The organism is Aquirufa nivalisilvae (assembly GCF_003143535.1).
Taxonomy (GTDB): Bacteria; Bacteroidota; Bacteroidia; order Cytophagales; family Spirosomataceae; genus Aquirufa; species Aquirufa nivalisilvae.
In genome coordinates, this window is sequence record NZ_CP029346.1 from 915,335 (window position 1) to 932,078 (window position 16,744).

Below are 16,744 nucleotides of genomic sequence, written 5' to 3' on the forward strand. Positions count from 1 at the left end.
AATATTACTTTAAAGCTACTTTTTTTCCTGTTTTTACTGCTTCAAATATCGCTTCAATGATTTTCATGTCTTTTAGGCCTTCTTCTCCATCTACGGGTATTTTGGGAACTTTGCCATCATGTAAAATAGCGGCAAATTCATCCATTTGAGTGGTTTGATGGGTAATGTGCGGATAGCTTAATTCGCCTTTATTCGTCTTGGCTTTGATGGGCCCGTAACCCGTTGATGGCATCATTTCGGCAAATCCCTTGGTGCCATTCAGGTAAAATTTATCCAAATTATTCAGCGCATAGGTGGAAAGGCAAGAAGCCACTGCCCCACTTGGGAAACCCATTTGGAATTGGATAGTTTCATCTACGCCTTCCTTGAATTTCTCAAAATCGGTTTTGGTTTCCTGAGCAGTCACCCAGATGGGTTCTTCGCCAGTCATATAGCGAGCGCCATTGATGGAATAGATCCCAATATCCATCATAGAGCCACCTCCAGCCAATTGTTTGTTCAATCGCCATTGTTTGGGATCGCCTATGATAAAGCCAGATAAACCTTGGAAGAATAAGATTTTTCCAAATTCTCCAGCTTCTCTTTTTTTGATAATTTCTAAGGTGTTCGGTTCAAAGTGCATGCGGTAACCCACCAATAATTTTACCCCTGCTTTTTTGCAAGCATCAATCATGCGTTGAGCATCTTTGACATTGGTAGCCATTGGTTTTTCACTAATGACATGTTTACCCAGATTGGCCACTTGAATTGCAAATTCCGGATGACGAAGATTGGGAGTCATGATATACACCGCATCGATATCCGGATTGTTTTTGATTTTATTCAGTTCTTCATAAGAGAAACGATGCGTCTTTGGGACATTGTATTTCTCTCCCCATTGATCCAATTTACTCGGTGTACCACTAATTAAAGCCGTAATTTTGGCTCTCTTGCAGTTTTGCATGGCTTTAGCAACAATATTGGCATAACCTCCTAAACCCAATAAGGCAACTTTTAAGATAGGACCATCTTCTACCGAAGTGAGACTTTCTGCAGTGGATTCAGCTTGAGAAATAAATGGCATGGCCAATAAGGGAGCAGAGACCATTTGAATAAAATTTCGACGAGAACTCATGGGGTGTTCAAAATTTAAATAGGTGATTATTAATGCCTTAAAACTAAAGAAATAAAAGATAAAATGAATGTAATTTTAATTTATCCTGTGTTAATATGCTTTCTTCGCATTATGAGCTAATTTTACTTTGATTAAAAATCTAAACCTAGCTTTAAATAATGAAAACTACCTATTACTTGGGCCTATTCTTGTGCCTAATCATTTCTCCTATTCAAGCCCAAAAGAGCAGTGAATATTTCAAGAAAATTCAAAAATCCTATGTAAACACCCAAGAGCCTTTGGTCATGATTGCTGCTCACCGTGGAGCTCATTTGGATGAGCCCGAAAACTCTTTGGCAGCTTTGAGAAAAACCATAGAATTAGGGGTAGATATTATGGAGTTAGATGTACGCTTTACCAAAGACCGAAAAATGGTCTTAATGCATGATAAAAAAGTAGACAGAACTACCAATGCTAAAGGTTTGGTGTCTGATTTTACTTTTGAAGAAATAAGAAAATTGCGCTTGAAGCATCATGAGCAAGTGACTAATGAGCAAATTCCAACCTTAGAGGAGGCTTTTCAATTAGCCAAAGGCCAAGTATTGATTGATCTAGATATCAAGGATGATGCAACACTGGATTCCATCATTGTATTGGTGAATCGGATGAAGATGGAAAAGAATTGCTTCTTTTTTGTGTATGAACCGGAGGAGGTTTTGATGTTACAAAAGAAGAATAAAAACTTCCAAATTATGATCCGGACGGAAAGTGAGGAGGCAGTTAAAAAATTAGTGGCTTCCGGTGCTAAGCCCCAAGCAGTTCATATAGATCCAAGTCACTATAACTCCGAAGTGGTGAAAGCAATTAAGCAAATTCCAGCTCGTGTATGGATCAATGCCTTAGGTGCGGTAGATTTTAAAGCAGCCCAACAGCCTGCAGCATTTGAGGAAGTCTTGAAGTTGGGTGCCAATATGATTCAAACAGATCAACCAGCTAAACTGAAGGAATATTTAAAGAGTCAAGGAAAGTATAGGTAGTTGTTAGTTGTTAGGGATTAGGGATTAGTTATTAGGGGTTAGGGTTTAGTTATTAGTTATTAGGGATTGTTAAATTTAGTTTTGAATAAAAATTTCGGATTTGAAACTTTTATTCAAGTTTAGAAGTCTGTGATATCCTTCAAAAAGAATAAATAAACTCCAATAACTAATCCCTAATAACTAATCCCTAATAACTAATCCCTAATAACTAAACACTCTTTAAATCACTCCTAATTCCTTTCCCACCTTAGTAAATGCTGCAATGGCTTTGTCTAGATGTGATTTATCATGCGCTGCGGAAAGTTGTACACGAATTCTCGCTTTCCCTTGAGCTACTACAGGGTAGAAGAATCCAACTACATAGATACCTTCTTTTAACATGCGAGCTGCAAATGTCTGAGCAATTTTAGCATCATAAAGCATCACTGGTACAATAGGGTGGAAGCCCGGTTTAATATCAAAACCTGCGGCAGTCATTTGCTCGCGAAAATATACGGTGTTTTCAGCTAATTTATCTCGTAAGGCAGTTGACTCAGTTAATAAGTCTAAGACTTCAATGGATGCAGCTGTGATAGCAGGAGCTAAGGTATTGGAGAATAAATATGGTCTAGAACGTTGACGTAATAATTCAATAATCTCTTTTCTACCCGAAGTAAATCCTCCAGATGCTCCACCTAATGCCTTTCCTAAAGTACCTGTGATGATATCAATTCGTCCCATGACATTAAAATGTTCATGCGTCCCTCTCCCTGTTTTGCCAATAAAACCGCTGGCATGGCATTCGTCTATCATGACCAATGCTTGGTACTTGTCAGCTAAATCACAAATTTTATCCAATGGAGCCACCGAACCATCCATGGAAAACGCCCCGTCACTGACAATGATACGGTGACGACAGCCTTGAGCTGCGATTAATTGTTTTTCTAGGTCTTCCATATCGATATTCTTATATCGGAAGCGCTGAGCTTTGCATAATCGTACCCCATCAATGATGGAGGCGTGATTTAGTTCATCTGAAATGATGGCATCCTCTGCCGAAAATAATGGTTCAAAAACACCTCCATTGGCATCAAATGCCGCAGCGTACAAGATGGTGTCTTCTGTTCCTAAAAATTCGGAAATCTTTTGTTCTAAAGCTTTATGAATATCCTGTGTACCACAGATAAATCGAACGGAGGATAAGCCAAATCCATGAGAATCAATACCTTTTTTAGCGGCTTCAATTACTCGGGGATGTGAGGATAGTCCCAAATAATTATTAGCACAGAAATTGATGACTTCTTGTCCTGTATTTAATTGTATATCAGCTCCTTGTGGGCTGGTGATAATGCGTTCTTGTTTGAATAATCCAGCTTCTTTGATGGATTGTAGTTCTTCTTGTAGAGGTCCTTGTAATGTTTGGTACATGGTCGTTGATGTATTATTTTCTTAGGTTACTAATCATATCTTGGGTTAACTTGCTCAGATCGAATTCAGGTTTCCATGCCCAATCACGTTGTGCCATTTGGTCATCGATGGAAGCAGGCCAAGAATCCGCTATGGCTTGCCTTGGATCATGAGAAGCATAGTTGAGCTGAAAATGGGGAATATGCTTTTTGATTTCTTCAGCTAGTATTTCTGGCGTAAAACTTAAACCAGCAAAATTATAACTGGAGCGAATATGGATTTTATCAGCTGGAGCATCCATGAGTTCAATGGTTCCTCGGATGGCATCATCCATATACATCATAGGTAATTCCGTTCCTTCAGAAAGAAACGAAGAATACGAGCCTTTTTTCAACGCCTCATGAAAGATATGAATGGCGTAGTCAGTTGTACCACCGCCTGGGGCCGCTTTCCATGAAATTAAACCGGGGTAACGGATACTTCGCACATCTAATTGATACTTTTGATGGTAGTATTCACACCATCGCTCTCCTGCCAATTTACTAATTCCGTACACCGTATTGGGGTCCATGGTACAGTACTGAGGAGTTTGTTGTTTGGGGGAATTCGGGCCAAATACGGCAATGGAGCTTGGCCAATACACTTTGGCGGTTTTATAGGCTAAAGAAAAGTCTAGCACATTCAACAAGCCATTCATGTTCAAATCCCAGGCCAATTTTGGATTTTGTTCTCCTGTGGCGGAGAGTAAAGCCGCCAATAGATAAACTTGGGTAGGCTGATATTTTTGATAAATCTCTTTGAGGTTGTCTTTGTCTAAGACATTGACAAATTCAAAAGGACCAGCATGTAGTGTTTCGTAATCAGGGCGGCGGATATCACAAGCTACGACATTGTCGTTATGATAGGCCTTTCGAAGTGAGTTGACTAGTTCGGTACCAATTTGACCATTGGAACCCAAAACCAATATTTTTTCTGACATGTGCTTGTTGATGAGTAGATAGGCAAAGGTAGAAAAAATGTGAGTCCCATGTGTCGAAAATTGATTGGAAAAAGATGAAATGGTAAAAGGTGATTCAAATCGGATGGGAATATGATCACCTGTTACCTTCTGATCAAATCAATAATTTGACTTATTTTTTTTCTCTTTTTTTGCTTCCTTTTTCTCTTTCGGAGTTTTTGTAGCTTCTTTTTTCTCAGTTTTTTTGGAATTCATTCCCTTGGCCATAACAGTAAAGGTTAGATGGTTTCATATTTCCTGCAAGGAAGGTAAAATATGATGGAATGCCAAGGTTTAGCCATGGCTTTGCATGAACTATTCAGGATATTAGCTAATTTTATTTCAAATTCTAAACCTAAACAAACATCATGCTTCATTCCATTTTAGTGGTCACTATGCTCTTTGGTGGGCTACATGCTCGTTTTTTTGAATATTCCCTGCTTCAAAATAAAACAAAGAAAGAATTTCCGTCGAATCGCCCAGCTCGTATTCAACGCGATGCACCAGGTAATTATCTATTAAGTGCTGCCAAGGGGAAGGCGATTGGTCCCAATATTAAATTCATGCCAGAATACCAGGCTTTTGGCTGGTTTACTTCCAAAGATCGTGTGGAATGGGAAGTGGATGTGCAGAAAGCAGGGGATTATCAAGTAGAAATCAATTATTCAGTTGATAATGCTGAGGCAGGTAAAGAATTCATTTTGTCGAGTCCTTCAGCCCAATTAGTAGGAAAAGTTCCTCCCAGTGGAAGTTGGGAAACATATAAAATCTTAAAAGCCGGGAAAATCCATTTGAATCCAGGTGTTCAAAAATTAGTATTTAAGTCCAAGACCCAATTTAAAGCAGGTGGAGCCATATTGGATTTGAGAGCCATTGTTTTGAGATGATTTAGGTAAATAAAAAAAACAGGTAGCTGCTGCTGCCTGTTTTCATTTGGACGTGAAAACTTGAAACTACCTATCTACCATTTTCATGGCTGCTTTTGAGTATCTAGCTCCTTGTATTTGAATTTTAGCGGAGGCTTTTTCTATTTCTTCAATCTCATTTGGATTTAGATTTAAATGTATTGAAAGTAAATTTTCATGTAATCGGTGCAATTTCGTGGTGCCAGGTATAGGTGAGATCCAAGGTTTTTTGGCTATGAGCCATGCTAAACAAATTTGAGCTGGAGTAGCATTTCTCATTTGACCAATTTGTTGGAGCAATTCCACCAAAGCCTGGTTACTATTTCTTGCTTCCGCAGTAAATCGAGGCAACGTACTTCGGAAATCATTTTCTTTTAACTTGGTATTTACATCAATTTTACCAGTTAAGAAGCCTTTCCCAAGTGGGCTAAATGGAACAAAGCCAATTCCTAATTCTTCTAATAAGGGGATGATTTCCTGTTCAGGTTCTCTTGTCCAAAGGGAATATTCACTTTGGAGTGCCGTGACAGCTTGCTCCAGATGTGCCTTTCGAATGGTAGCTGCTCCTGCTTCCGATAAGCCAAAATGCTTCACCTTTCCTTCTTGAATCAAATCCTTTACTGTTCCTGCCACCTCTTCAATCGGTATTTCTGGGTCTACTCGGTGTTGGTAAAACAGGTCAATGGCATCTACTTTCAATCGTTTTAAGGATGCTTCTGCCACATGACGAATATTAGCTGGACTGCTATCTAAGCCTAGCATTTTACCATCATTAGGGTCTATTTTAAAGCCAAATTTAGTTGCAATAACCACTTGGTTTTTGAATGGAGCCAAAGCTTTCCCCACCAATTCTTCATTGATATAAGGACCATAAACTTCAGCGGTATCAAAAAAGGTAATACCGTGTTCGAATGCAACGTGCATGAGCTTAATCATTTCTTGATCATCCGCTTTGTCGCCATAGCCGAAGCTCATTCCCATACAACCAAGTCCCAATTCAGAGACTTCAAGATTTTTTCCAAGGATTCTTTTTTTCATGGTGTAAAAATATATTGTTAGGTATTTCTGAATTTTAAAGGGCTAATGCCTGTATTTTTCTTAAAGAAGTTGTTGAAATAACTTACCTCATTGAAGCCTAAAGCAAATGCGATTTCTGAGATATTCCAATCACTGAATTTTAACATGACTTTAGCTTCTTGAACAATGCGCTCTGCAATAATTTGTGAAGTGGTTTTTTCTGTGGTCTCCTTGATGGCTCGGTTCAAATGATTGACATGTACAGATAATTGATTGGCAAAGTCGGAAGCATTTTTTAATTGAATAAATGGATGAGATTCTTCTATGGGGAATTGTCGCTCCAATAATTCTAAAAATAGCATCGATATCCGTTGGTTGGCATTTACTGGGCTATGCTTATTCGCATTAACTGGTTCTAATTTTAACGCATTATGTATAGCTTCAAAGGTTAAATTTCTCAGAACATCATACTTGTGGATATAATCGGAGCTAATTTCAGCGAGCATTCTATTATATAATTCTTCAAAGTGATTGTAGGACTCATCACTTAATTCAAAAACAGGAATTCCTTGTGGTTGGTAAATGGAGTAGCTAGTAATATTCCCAAATTGTTTGAAAAAATCTTGGTTAAAGATGCAGAAATAACCGCTGGTAAGATTTTCAATACTTTCCCATTTGTAGGGAATCATGGGATTTGAAAAGACAATAGCCTGCTTTTTTACATCCACAAATTTATTAGCGTAATGAACTCGGCCTTGTCCTTTTACTAAGGTGATTTTGTAAAAATCTCTTCTTTTATATGGAGTTGGTTTTGCTTTGATACCAATGTATGGGTCCAATTTGAATACATTGAAATGCCCCCATTCCTTTTTTAGATTTTCTGGAACCCAATTGAATTTATTTCGGTAAAAATCCTCTAAGTTGATTAATTTTTCCATGTTCAAAATCTCTATAAAGTTTTAAATTTCTTTTGAAATTGATAAACCAAAGCAATGTTCCAAACAAAATCATTTCCTGGAATGGTAGAATTTATTTTTTGATTTAAAATAGAACTGATAGATATAGGTAAGTGGGAATTGGTTATACTCAGTGACATGGTGGCGTAAGTTCCAGCTTGATTGTCCATGATCAAATAAAATAGCTGTGGACTGAGTCTCAAAAACGTGTTTTTTACAATAGGAATAGCCGAAATGCTACTGTTTATGGTCATGAAATGCGTATTGTTGGTTGTACCCTCCGTCATCCCATGAGAATATAAATAATAGACCCCCACACTAAATCGATTTGAAAGAATTAAGCTAGGTGAAAATTCACTTGCAAGGTATTGAGTAGGATTTAATAGTTCTTTGGGATTTCCTGTTTTATCATAGAGCCATGTGCTTTTAAATGCCACCGATGGGTGCATACCCAATGTAAATCGAAATTTCTTAGTTTGAATAGCCTTGTATCGGAACCAAAATAGAAATGACCAAGGCTTACCTTCAAGAGAAAAGCGTAGTTGGGGCTCAAAAGCTAGTTTTTCGCTGCCAACAGAAAGATCAAAAATGGCAGCGGGTTTTCCAAGTGTAAAGGTCGGAATGACCGAAATACCGTTTTGTGTAACTAAAGCACTACCCGAAATATGGTAAACTGTTTTTGAGCTATCTCCCTGTGCATCTTCCGCTTTTAAGGGAGTCAAGTTGCAAGTAATGCATAAGCTAATAATCCCAATGATGGCCAATTGAAAAGAGAAATGGGGTAAACGCCAATGGTTCATATCAAACATTGTTTTGTTTTTCAAATGCAAATTTCCTTCAAATTAGGTAATTAAACAGTATGTCAATCAAATAGTAAATTATAAAAATCAAACAATTTGATGGGAAGGTGAATGTGTGGGAATCACCAATTAGTTAGATATGATAGTCTAGCTTTTTTGACCCAATTGATACCTCATTTTTGATTTTTAAAGAATTTTGTCCAATTTCAACTAGGGAGTCGGCAGTTTATCTGATTCTTTTTTGAAAACCTATCGACTATAAAACCACATGAAAAAGCTAGTACTTCTGTTCTTCTTTGTCCTACTTCATACATCTTTTACACAAAGAGAAATTACCTGGGTGGCTATTGGTGATTCCATTACCTATTTAAATGAGCATCCCGATGAAACAGGAAATAGAATTACCAAAGGATATATGACTGGCGTGGTAGAAAAGTTGCCAGCTTTTCATTATATCAATAAAGGATACAATGGCTGGACATCAATTAAAATTGCAACAGACATAGAAAAGTTGAATATTCCTTCGGCCGACGTCTATTCGATATTTTTAGGAACCAATGATTGGTGGGGCTCCAAGCCATTGGGAACATTGGCTGATTATGAAAATAATACGGGTGTGGCTACTGTTCAAGGTTCATTTCGAGTGATCATAAATAAGTTAAGAAGCCTAAATGCTCAAGCCAAAATCGTTTTGATTACCCCGATGCAGCGAGTAGATTTTGTATATATCAATAATTATAAGAACAATGCATTTGGTTCTTACAAAGAAAAAAATGGTCAGATGTTAGAACAATTTGCCGATGCCATCGTGGCGATAGCCAAAAAGGAGGACATTCCTGTAGTGGATTTATACCATAAAAAGGGAATGGATCATGCTAATTTGGTACGTTTTAAATATTTAAAAGATCCAGCAACGGGCCAATACAAGAAATTCTCATATCCTGATTTTGTGGATGTGCCATTTAATCCAGCGACAGATGAATACCCCTATCCTGTGGAGGCGTCCCATGTTACTTACGATGGACTCCATCCATCCGATGAAGGATATGAAATGATTACTAAGGAGTTAGTCAAGATTTTTAAAAAGTGGTAATTTATTAGGTCAGAAAGGGGCTTAATTGGTTAAAAAGCATTTATCTGTTTCTTGGCATTCTCCTTTTAATTCGTTGAATTGCTGGTCTTTTACAGCAGTTTTTAAGAGTTCTCTTTTCTCTAATGAAAGTTTTCGGATGATTTTTCCTTTGCAAAAACGACGAAGCTGAACTTCATTTTCTAAAATGATACCTGGTACTGTCGTTAGGTTTCCTTCCGAATCTTTAGCCGCCATGGTGAAATAGCAGGAGTTCGTATGCCGCACTATGCCATCTGTGGGTTTGAAAGATTCCACTCGCATCCCTACAATCATGGTAGTTTTGCCAACGTATATGATGGAGGCTTTGATGGTGACTAATTCGCCCACTTCTACGGCTTGTTTGAATTCAACACCCTCTACCGCTACAGTGACACAATATTGTCCACTGTGCTTAGAGGCACAAATAAACGCTACTTTGTCCATCAGTGAGAGTAGAATTCCTCCATGTATTTTTCCGCCAAAATTGGCATAGGAAGGAATCATGAGTTCTGTGTATATGGTTTCTGAATCCATTACACTTTTTTGTAATTGATCGGACATGTTTTATTGGTTAACGGTGGCTTGTATCAAAGAGTTTAACTGAGTGCGGTGAAGCTTGACAACTTCACCTACTATGATGATGGCAGGGTTACTAATTCCAGCATATTCCGCTTTAAATTGAATATCACGTGTCGTGCCAATGACCATTTTTTCATCTGGTCGGGTACCATTTTGAATGATAGCAACAGGCGTTTTGCTTTTGCCACATTGCTGAAAAATATCCATAATGGCTTCTAATTTGCTCATGGCCATGAGTATAATGACCGTAGCAGATGACTGAGCTGCCCAAAATATATCCGAAGAGATTTCTCCATTGGCCGTGGTGCCTGTAGTGACCCAAAAGCTTTCATTAATGCCACGACAAGTTAGTGGAATTCTTTGAGAGGCTGGAACGGCTAATGCACTCGATATGCCCGGGATAATGTCGACTTGCATACCCGCAGATTCAGCTGCTTCTATTTCTTCTTGCGCACGACCAAATACGAAAGGGTCACCTCCTTTTAATCGAACAATGTTGAAATATTGTTTAGAAAGTTCTACAATACGGTCATTTATCTCATGTTGGGACAATGCGTGGCAGCCAAATCTTTTGCCTACAAATTCAAGGTGGCAGTTGGGTCTTGCATGATTTAAAAGTTGGGGATTCGCCAGTGCATCATATAAAATTACATCCGCTTCTTGAAGAATGCGCACCGCCTTCAATGTCAGTAATTCAGGGTCGCCGGGTCCAGCACCGACTAGAAATAATCGTTTAGTAGACATGCTTGTTCTTGGTTTGTTCTTGGTTAAATACAATTTGTAAATGAAAAGCTAATGTTCTCAATTATAAACCTGCACGTAAATCTAGTTAGCTATGTTTAATTTTTATCTATTTATTATTATTTTTTTGCAAAATGTATAAAAATGAGTTTAAAAATTGATTCAAATTTAATCTAAAACCAAATAATCAATAAAAATAGGTTAAATATTTTCCTAAAATACTTGTTTTGTATTTTTTGATAGTCAATATTTGCAACAGATTAAAAGCATTTATATAACAACGATTGTCCTTTTTTAGCATTTTAAGGAAATTTCAAAATGTTCCAAAATAAAATAGTCACTTAGCTCACTATTTTGTTTCTCATCAACAAGGATACATACTAGTCAAGATTAAATTGGAATAATTCAATTTTATCTGATGAAAGTTTTTAGCACATTGTAACATCAAGCATCATGAAAATTATCATCATCGGCAATGGAATGGTTGGCTATAAGTTTTGCGAAAAACTGATAGCAAAAAATCCACAAGGCGTAGAACTCATTGTATTTGGAGAGGAAATTAGGCCGGCCTATGACCGTGTCCACCTCAGTGAATTTTTCTCAGGAAAGACTGCCAAAGATTTAGAAATGGCTCCAGCTTCTTGGTATGAAGAACATGGAATCAAACTGTATATGGGTGATCCTATTATGCATTTGGACTGCCAAAATAAGACAGTTAAATCCCATGCTGGAATAGTAGAAACCTACGATTACTTAGTTTTTGCAACGGGTTCATCTGCCTTTGTTCCACCCATTCCTGGCGTGGAGAAAGACGGAGTATTTATTTATCGCACCATAGAAGATTTGGAAATGATGCGCGACTGGGCCCCCAAAGCTAAGAAAGGCGCTGTGATAGGTGGTGGACTCTTAGGTTTGGAAGCAGCTAAAGCCATGATCGATTTGGGCGTTTCTGATACCCATGTGATTGAATTTGCTCCTCGCTTAATGCCAAGACAAATAGATGAAGCTGGTTCCAAGATTTTACAAGCCAAGTTAGAATCGATTGGCCTACATATATTGACATCAACAAATACCTTGGAAATTACAGGTACTGATAAAATTGAAGGTATGCGCTTTCAAAATGATGAGCTCTTGGAAGTGGATATGCTTGTTATTTCAGCTGGTATTAAACCTCGGGATGAATTAGCTAAAAGTGCTGGTTTAGCTGTAGGTCCTCGGGGTGGGATTATGGTTGACTCGCAGATGATCACTTCTGATCCTCATATTTTGGCCATTGGAGAATGTGCTTTGTATGAGGGGATGATCTATGGTTTAGTAGCCCCTGGGTATGAAATGGCTGAAGTTGCCATAGCTACCTTATTAGGTTCGGACAAGCAGTTTACCGGATTTGATATGAGTACCAAATTGAAATTGATTGGTATTGATGTGGCAAGTTTTGGAAATCCTTTTTCTACAGATGAGGATGTTCGATCGATTGTACTAGAAGATCGAAATAAAGGAATATATAAACGCGTCAATATTAGTGCTGATGGTAAAACGCTTTTAGGAGGTATTCTGATTGGAGATGCAGAGCAGTATAATATGCTATTACAAACCTGTAAAAATCAAGTAGTTCTTCCCCCTAATCCTGAAGATATCATGTTAGGTTCTCGAGGTGGCGAATCTGAAGGAGGAGCAGGCGTACTGAGTTTACCAGATGAGGCTATGATTTGCAGCTGCGAAGCTGTAAGTAAAGGAGATATTTGTTCCCACGTAATCAATGGAGCGGAAAACGTAGAGGCCATTAAAAAATGCACCAAGGCAGGCACCGGTTGTGGGGGTTGTGTTCCCATGGTCAAAGATATCGTAAATCATACGTTGAAATCACAAGGTATCTATGTACGCAATGTCATTTGTGAGCATTTTGACTATTCTCGACAAGAGCTTTTGGATTTAGTGCATTTGCACAATTTGAGATCTTATGATGAGGTACTTTCAGCGCATGGTCACGGGGATGGTTGTGAAGTTTGTAAGCCTTTAGTTGCTTCCTTAATTGCCAGTCTCTGGAATGAGATGATTTTGGATAAGGGGAATGATACGGCTCAAGATAGTAATGATCGTTTTTTAGCTAACATTCAAAAAGGAGGCACTTATTCTGTAGTACCTCGAATTCCTGGTGGAGAAATTACACCTGACAAGCTCATTGTCATTGGGGAAGTGGCTAAGGAATATAATCTGTATACCAAAATCACGGGTGGTCAGCGCATTGATTTATTCGGGGCTCACTTAACGGATTTGCCTGCTATTTGGGAAAAACTCATAGCTGCAGGTTTTGAAAGTGGACATGCTTATGGAAAAGCATTACGTACAGTAAAAAGCTGTGTGGGCAGTACTTGGTGCCGATTTGGCTTGCATGACTCTGTAAGTTTTGCCATTCAAATTGAGGAAAGGTATCGCGGAATAAGGGCGCCACATAAAATCAAAGGTGGTGTTTCAGGTTGTATTCGTGAATGTGCCGAAGCACAAAGTAAGGATTTTGGTATTATAGCGACCGAGAAAGGGTGGAACTTACATGTATGTGGAAACGGTGGTTCTAAACCCCAACATGCCTTATTGCTTGCCAGCGATATCGATTCAGAAACGTGCATTCGCTACATCGACCGCTTTTTGATGTTTTACATCAAAACAGCTGATCCTTTAACTCGTACCGCTACATGGTTGAATAAATTGGATGGAGGTATCGATTACCTACGCAATGTAGTAGTGAATGATAGCTTAGGTTTAGCCGAGGAATTGGAAAGTGAAATGCAAAAACTGGTGGATAATTATGTCTGTGAATGGAAAGCTGCGGTAGAAAACCCAGAGTTCAGAAAACGTTTCAGCCATTTTGTTAATGCGCCAGAAGAGAAAGACCCAACGGTCAATTTTGAAGTTTTACGTGATCAAAAGAAGGCAAAAGCCTGGAATTAATTAGCCTAACTAGTACAATTATGGTAGAGACAATGAATAAAACATGGTTCCTGGCTTGCCAGGTACAAGATGTGCCCGAAAATGGAGGAGTTTGTGTCAAAGTAAAAGACCAACAAATTGCCTTGTTCCATTTCGCCCGACGAGGAGAATGGTATGCTACTCAAAATGAATGTCCACATCGTCAACAAATGGCGCTTAGTCGTGGAATGATTGGCTCACAGGGGGAAGAACCTAAAGTGGCTTGTCCATTTCACAAAAAGACTTTTTCGCTTAAAACAGGAGCCTGTTTATCAGGTGATGTAGAGGCTATCAAGACCTATTCGGTCATGGTCAAGGATGAATCTGTGTACATTTTTATGGAAAGCGATGAAATATAAACTACTACTACTTCTATTGTTGATGTGTAGCCCTCTTTTGGCGCAATTATCATTTACAGGACAATTAAGAACTCGCACGGAGTATCGTGATGGAGTGGGGACTTTACGTTTAAAATCCATTGATCCAGCCTTTTTTACATCTCAAAGAACTCGACTGACTGCAGCTTACAAGAATAGTCGCGTGCAGTTTCAGGCAACTCTTCAAGATGTACGTGTTTGGGGTCAAGATGCTTCTACTATTTCAGCTAATGATGGGAGTAAATTGGGTGTTCATGAGGCTTGGGCAGAAGTTACGCTCTTAAATAAGTCTGACACCACTTTACCTAAAGGACTAGATTATTTGGCCTTGAAAATTGGTCGCCAAGAATTATTATACGATGATTCTCGATTATTGGGTAATTTGGATTGGTTGCAACAAGCGCGTCGTCATGATGCCATACTTCTTAAAATGTTGCACCATGGATGGCGGGCTGACCTAGGTTTGGCATTTAATCAAAATACCGACGCATTTCAGTATGATGGTACTTATTATACTCCAGCCAATGTGATTCCGTATATCAAAGACAGTAAGGGAAATTTGGTAGCAAGCCCAACTGGAATGATACCCACTGTCAATGCCCAAGGAATTTCCAGTAAATCAGGTTCTTTGGCTGTATTAAATCCTCCAAGCACCAATGCTTTAGGTCAAAATTATAAATCCTTACAATTTTTATATGTATCCAAAAGCTTTTCATCTAGCAAACTGACTGGACTTTTATTGAGTGATCAATTTGGGGCTTATACCCTGGACTCAACTAGAAATGTGGCTGGCCGTGATACAGGTTATGTATTTGGAAGAAAGTATCATTCTTCTCTGAATCATGCTCGATTTACTTATGGCCTCACCTTATCAAGTATGTTAGAAAAATCAAAGAAAGTCCAATTAAATGCAGGCTTTTTCTATCAGTCTGGACACGACAAAGAAGGGCTATTGCTTGATGCATTTACTTCCACTTTAGCTGTTAGTATGCAACATAAACTATGGAGCTATACCTTGGGTTGGGATTACGTTTCTGGAAATGATGCTTTTTCTAGCTCTCAAGTGAATCACCGCTTTGATCCCTTATATGGGACACCTCATAAATTTTGGGGATACATGGATTATTTCTACGTAGCCACAGGGTCACCATTAGGCGGTTTATCCAATGTTTATGCCAAAGCGAAATACCTTTCCAAGAACAAGCGATTTAGTACAGGATTTGACCTTCATTATTTTGCATTAGCCAATCAGCAAAAGCGATTGGATGGGCAGCTTCTAGATGCCTATTTGGGAATGGAGTTGGATTGGATTAGTACGTATATGCTAAATAAATCCAGTCAAATCGAAGTAGGCTTGTGTGCGCTGAATGCCAGTGACTCCATGGAATATGCTAAATCAATAACACCAGGAACAAGTCAAAAAAATGCCCAATGGGCCTATTTACAACTAAATATCCTTTTATAATCCACCTAAATATTAATCTGATGAATACGATCAAACCTCTCGAAAAATTATATGTCTTTTCATTCAAAGGCGTGCAAATGCGTACTTTTCATATTACTTGGTTGACTTTTTTTGTTTGTTTCTTTGGCTGGTTTGGCTTAGCTCCACTGATGCCAACGATCAAGGAAACATTGCATTTGAGTAAGTCTCAAATCGGCAATATCATCATTGCTTCCGTTTCAGGAACGATCATTGCACGCTTATTAATAGGCCGATTATGTGATACTTGGGGACCACGAAAAACATATACAGCTTTACTATTATTGGGTTCTATACCTGTGATGGGGGTGGGTTTGGCTAATAGCTACGAAAGCTTCTTGTTATTCCGATTAGCTATAAGTATTGTGGGGGCATCCTTTGTTATCACTCAATTTCACACTTCCATTATGTTTTCTCCTGCCATAAAGGGGACAGCCAATGCCGTTGCTGGTGGTTGGGGGAATTTAGGTGGAGGAGTAACGAATATGGTCATGCCATTGATTTTTTCTGCCATTGTTGGGTTTGGATACATCAAAGCTGATGCATGGAGATATGCGATGATCTTCCCTGGCATATTAATGTTGATCATGGCTTTTGTTTATTACCGTTATACAAAGGATACTCCTGCCGGTAATTACGATGAAATAGAAAGATCGGCCGATCAAAAAAGTAAAACAGATTATTCTGTTTTAAAAGATTGGAGAATTTGGGCTCTTTCTTTAGCCTATGCGGTATGTTTTGGTATGGAAATTACATTCGACAATGTTGCGGCCTTGCATTTTGTTCAAGAATATGGCTTGACACAAAGCACGGCAGGTATCTGCGCTGGAGCATTTGGCTTTATGAATATTTTTGCTCGTGCATTAGGGGGAATTTTTGCCGATAAAGTAGGTAAGACTTATGGTATGCGAGGTAAAGGTTTGCTTTTAGCTACAGTGTTATTGTTGGAAGGACTAGGCCTCATCATGTTTGCCAATGCAGGTAACTTAACCATGGCTATTTTATCCATGATTGGTTTTGCACTTTTCTTAAAAATGGCCAACGGTACTACATACGCTATCACACCATTTGTCAATGCCAAAAATGTAGGATTAGTCAGTGGAATTGTAGGAGCGGGTGGAAACGTTGGAGGCATGATGTTCGGTTTCTTATTTAAGAGCGAGAATATTACTTACATGCAAGCATTTGCTTACATAGGATTAATTGTCATCGCCATTTCGGTCATTATTTTCATCACGCGTTTTTCGGAGCCTAAAAAGGCAATGGAACTTAATTTGGCATAATTATCACAAAAA

At 38.6% G+C, this 16,744-nt stretch carries 15 protein-coding genes; 7 read left to right on the top strand and 8 right to left on the bottom strand.

From position 1 onward, the window contains the following. Window positions 1-4: 4 nt before the first annotated feature. The gene (locus tag HME7025_RS03975) at window positions 5-1,114 is read right to left on the bottom strand and encodes a Gfo/Idh/MocA family protein (protein WP_109322399.1); all 1,110 of its coding nucleotides are present in this window, start codon (window positions 1,112-1,114) and stop codon (window positions 5-7) included. 158 nt (window positions 1,115-1,272) lie between these two features. Here HME7025_RS03975 and HME7025_RS03980 point away from each other — a divergent pair, with 158 nt between their 5' ends. Next, the gene (locus HME7025_RS03980; protein WP_109322400.1) at window positions 1,273-2,130 is read left to right on the top strand and encodes a glycerophosphodiester phosphodiesterase family protein; all 858 of its coding nucleotides are present in this window, start codon (window positions 1,273-1,275) and stop codon (window positions 2,128-2,130) included. Window positions 2,131-2,349: 219 nt separating this feature from the next. On the opposite strand, the gene kbl is transcribed toward HME7025_RS03980, so the two are convergent. Together kbl and HME7025_RS03990 are read right to left on the bottom strand one after the other, a co-directional pair. After that, on the bottom strand, window positions 2,350-3,537 hold the full coding sequence (gene kbl, locus HME7025_RS03985; RefSeq protein WP_109322401.1) for a glycine C-acetyltransferase: 1,188 nt from the start codon (window positions 3,535-3,537) through the stop codon (window positions 2,350-2,352). 13 nt (window positions 3,538-3,550) lie between these two features. After that, window positions 3,551-4,495: an NAD-dependent epimerase/dehydratase family protein gene (locus HME7025_RS03990; protein ID WP_109322402.1), complete on the bottom strand. Its 945-nt coding sequence runs from the start codon at window positions 4,493-4,495 to the stop codon at window positions 3,551-3,553. Between the two features lie 386 nt (window positions 4,496-4,881). Here HME7025_RS03990 and HME7025_RS03995 point away from each other — a divergent pair, with 386 nt between their 5' ends. Further along, window positions 4,882-5,400, top strand: coding sequence for a carbohydrate-binding protein (locus HME7025_RS03995; protein ID WP_109322403.1), 519 nt, complete (start codon window positions 4,882-4,884; stop codon window positions 5,398-5,400). 66 nt (window positions 5,401-5,466) lie between these two features. On the opposite strand, the gene HME7025_RS04000 is transcribed toward HME7025_RS03995, so the two are convergent. The 3 genes from HME7025_RS04000 to HME7025_RS04010 are packed head-to-tail and all read right to left on the bottom strand — an operon-like array spanning window position 5,467 to window position 8,191. Next, a complete protein-coding gene (locus tag HME7025_RS04000) occupies window positions 5,467-6,456 on the bottom strand; it encodes an aldo/keto reductase (protein WP_109322404.1) in 990 nt (329 codons plus the stop codon). A 17-nt stretch (window positions 6,457-6,473) separates the two neighbouring features. After that, a complete protein-coding gene (locus HME7025_RS04005; RefSeq protein WP_109322405.1) occupies window positions 6,474-7,373 on the bottom strand; it encodes a helix-turn-helix domain-containing protein in 900 nt (299 codons plus the stop codon). A gap of 11 nt (window positions 7,374-7,384) precedes the next feature. Then, complete coding sequence (locus HME7025_RS04010; protein WP_154401925.1) at window positions 7,385-8,191, bottom strand: hypothetical protein; 807 nt, start codon at window positions 8,189-8,191, stop codon at window positions 7,385-7,387. A gap of 268 nt (window positions 8,192-8,459) precedes the next feature. Between HME7025_RS04010 and HME7025_RS04015 the strand changes: the two genes are divergently transcribed. Continuing rightward, window positions 8,460-9,284, top strand: a complete 825-nt coding sequence (locus tag HME7025_RS04015; RefSeq protein WP_109322407.1) for an SGNH/GDSL hydrolase family protein — start codon at window positions 8,460-8,462, stop codon at window positions 9,282-9,284. A gap of 21 nt (window positions 9,285-9,305) precedes the next feature. On the opposite strand, the gene HME7025_RS04020 is transcribed toward HME7025_RS04015, so the two are convergent. Both HME7025_RS04020 and cobA read right to left on the bottom strand, forming a co-directional pair. After that, on the bottom strand, window positions 9,306-9,863 hold the full coding sequence (locus tag HME7025_RS04020; protein WP_109322408.1) for an acyl-CoA thioesterase: 558 nt from the start codon (window positions 9,861-9,863) through the stop codon (window positions 9,306-9,308). A 3-nt stretch (window positions 9,864-9,866) separates the two neighbouring features. Then, entirely contained in the window at window positions 9,867-10,625 is a 759-nt protein-coding gene (gene cobA / locus HME7025_RS04025) for a uroporphyrinogen-III C-methyltransferase (protein ID WP_109322409.1), read from the bottom strand. A gap of 450 nt (window positions 10,626-11,075) precedes the next feature. On the opposite strand from cobA, the gene nirB reads away from it, so the two are divergent. The 4 genes from nirB to HME7025_RS04045 are packed head-to-tail and all read left to right on the top strand — an operon-like array spanning window position 11,076 to window position 16,732. Then, on the top strand, window positions 11,076-13,571 hold the full coding sequence (gene nirB, locus HME7025_RS04030) for a nitrite reductase large subunit NirB (RefSeq protein ID WP_109322410.1): 2,496 nt from the start codon (window positions 11,076-11,078) through the stop codon (window positions 13,569-13,571). Window positions 13,572-13,591: 20 nt separating this feature from the next. Further along, window positions 13,592-13,948: a nitrite reductase small subunit NirD gene (gene nirD, locus HME7025_RS04035; RefSeq protein WP_109322411.1), complete on the top strand. Its 357-nt coding sequence runs from the start codon at window positions 13,592-13,594 to the stop codon at window positions 13,946-13,948. Then, window positions 13,938-15,431: an alginate export family protein gene (locus HME7025_RS04040; RefSeq protein WP_109322412.1), complete on the top strand. Its 1,494-nt coding sequence runs from the start codon at window positions 13,938-13,940 to the stop codon at window positions 15,429-15,431. Before nirD ends, HME7025_RS04040 begins: the two co-directional genes overlap by 11 nt. A gap of 20 nt (window positions 15,432-15,451) precedes the next feature. Further along, the gene (locus HME7025_RS04045; RefSeq protein WP_109322413.1) at window positions 15,452-16,732 is read left to right on the top strand and encodes a NarK family nitrate/nitrite MFS transporter; all 1,281 of its coding nucleotides are present in this window, start codon (window positions 15,452-15,454) and stop codon (window positions 16,730-16,732) included. Window positions 16,733-16,744 lie beyond the last annotated feature (12 nt).

Coding starts and splice junctions, on each gene's coding strand:
- HME7025_RS03975 (WP_109322399.1), bottom strand. CDS start 1,114: ATGAGTTCTCGTCGAAATTTTATTCAAATGGTCTCTGCTCCCTTATTG.
- HME7025_RS03980 (WP_109322400.1), top strand. CDS start 1,273: ATGAAAACTACCTATTACTTGGGCCTATTCTTGTGCCTAATCATTTCT.
- kbl (WP_109322401.1), bottom strand. CDS start 3,537: ATGTACCAAACATTACAAGGACCTCTACAAGAAGAACTACAATCCATC.
- HME7025_RS03990 (WP_109322402.1), bottom strand. CDS start 4,495: ATGTCAGAAAAAATATTGGTTTTGGGTTCCAATGGTCAAATTGGTACC.
- HME7025_RS03995 (WP_109322403.1), top strand. CDS start 4,882: ATGCTTCATTCCATTTTAGTGGTCACTATGCTCTTTGGTGGGCTACAT.
- HME7025_RS04000 (WP_109322404.1), bottom strand. CDS start 6,456: ATGAAAAAAAGAATCCTTGGAAAAAATCTTGAAGTCTCTGAATTGGGA.
- HME7025_RS04005 (WP_109322405.1), bottom strand. CDS start 7,373: ATGGAAAAATTAATCAACTTAGAGGATTTTTACCGAAATAAATTCAAT.
- HME7025_RS04010 (WP_154401925.1), bottom strand. CDS start 8,191: ATGAACCATTGGCGTTTACCCCATTTCTCTTTTCAATTGGCCATCATT.
- HME7025_RS04015 (WP_109322407.1), top strand. CDS start 8,460: ATGAAAAAGCTAGTACTTCTGTTCTTCTTTGTCCTACTTCATACATCT.
- HME7025_RS04020 (WP_109322408.1), bottom strand. CDS start 9,863: ATGTCCGATCAATTACAAAAAAGTGTAATGGATTCAGAAACCATATAC.
- cobA (WP_109322409.1), bottom strand. CDS start 10,625: ATGTCTACTAAACGATTATTTCTAGTCGGTGCTGGACCCGGCGACCCT.
- nirB (WP_109322410.1), top strand. CDS start 11,076: ATGAAAATTATCATCATCGGCAATGGAATGGTTGGCTATAAGTTTTGC.
- nirD (WP_109322411.1), top strand. CDS start 13,592: ATGGTAGAGACAATGAATAAAACATGGTTCCTGGCTTGCCAGGTACAA.
- HME7025_RS04040 (WP_109322412.1), top strand. CDS start 13,938: ATGAAATATAAACTACTACTACTTCTATTGTTGATGTGTAGCCCTCTT.
- HME7025_RS04045 (WP_109322413.1), top strand. CDS start 15,452: ATGAATACGATCAAACCTCTCGAAAAATTATATGTCTTTTCATTCAAA.